The 1,113-nt window shown below is 38.2% G+C and carries 1 protein-coding gene; it reads right to left on the reverse strand.

Annotated elements, in window-relative coordinates:
• Positions 1-436 precede the first annotated feature (436 nt).
• Entirely contained in the window at positions 437-778 is a 342-nt protein-coding gene (locus tag ACOI1C_RS22535) for a hypothetical protein (protein ID WP_422512873.1), read from the reverse strand.
• Positions 779-1,113: the final 335 nt, after the last annotated feature.

Here is a 1,113-nt window from a genome sequence, read left to right on the forward strand (position 1 = left end):
GAGGGTGCATTTTTACTTTACACCATTCACCCCATCGTTTGATGGTACACAAGTTTCCTCATGTTCTAACTTTAGACCCGTACCTTCGGAAGTTCGTCAGTTCCTTTATGTAGGAACTATTCTCACCATATCTAGTTTTTCAGCCATGCGGTCTATCCTTCAGCATACCTTTTCCATAAGAATGGCTTCAGCCTAGTTCAACCGAATCTACCTGTGCTTCACACCCCAATAACCAGTCAATTATGACGCATGCAGGAGTATTGATGGGATAGTTTCAGGAAACATGGATCCATCATTCCTATCCTCCGTTGTAAAGTTAAAGTTAATCTAGCAAACTTCCTGTTTTTTCACGCTGGAAAACGCTTATAACAGAACTTGTCGCGCGCACCCGTTAGTTGAACAAGGTTTTTTAATAGTTGAGCAGGTACCGCATTCGTTAGATTATTGCATTCTTAAACAAAGAAGCAAGGTTTTCTAATAATTGAGCTTTAGTAAGATCATCGTGATATATACTATATACTCTAGGCGCATCTGAGCTTAGTTTGACATATATAGGGTCGCCGCTACCATGGGAGCAACTAGCTACAAAAACGTATCCATCTTTTAATGCAGATATTCCCGGTTCATATTTAGTGCTTTCTTCAAGTATGTCATCAGCACCACCCCATATCATATAAGAAATCCCGTCATAATCTTCATCTTGCTCATCTTCTTGAACCCCAAACTCCGCGTCAATTAAAGGGACGGTTGTATAAAGTTCGATATACCAGTTTGGCAACTTTATCTTCAATTCTTTTTCTAATTTTGCTATTTCACTCTTTCACTTGCTGTTTTACCAACAAACTCGGGATATTTTATCTTAATTCTATCCACCAACCATCTGGCTTCGAAAGTAATTTCATTATTTGTCATAATTTAGTACCCCCATAATGACTTTGATAAATTCAATGAATATGTACATGCTTACCAGCAATTTTAAACTCAGTGGCTTTAATCAGCTCTTTTCGTTTGGATAAGAATAACAAAATCACCCAAGACTTAAAAGTTCCTTATTAAAGTAAAGTTAGCAATAGGTAAGCGTTTGAGAAGCACGAGAACCGTCCCCATGCTTCC

The sequence above is a fragment of the Bacillus sp. DJP31 genome (assembly GCF_049310945.1).
Lineage (GTDB): Bacteria > Bacillota > Bacilli > Bacillales > SA4 > Bacillus_BS.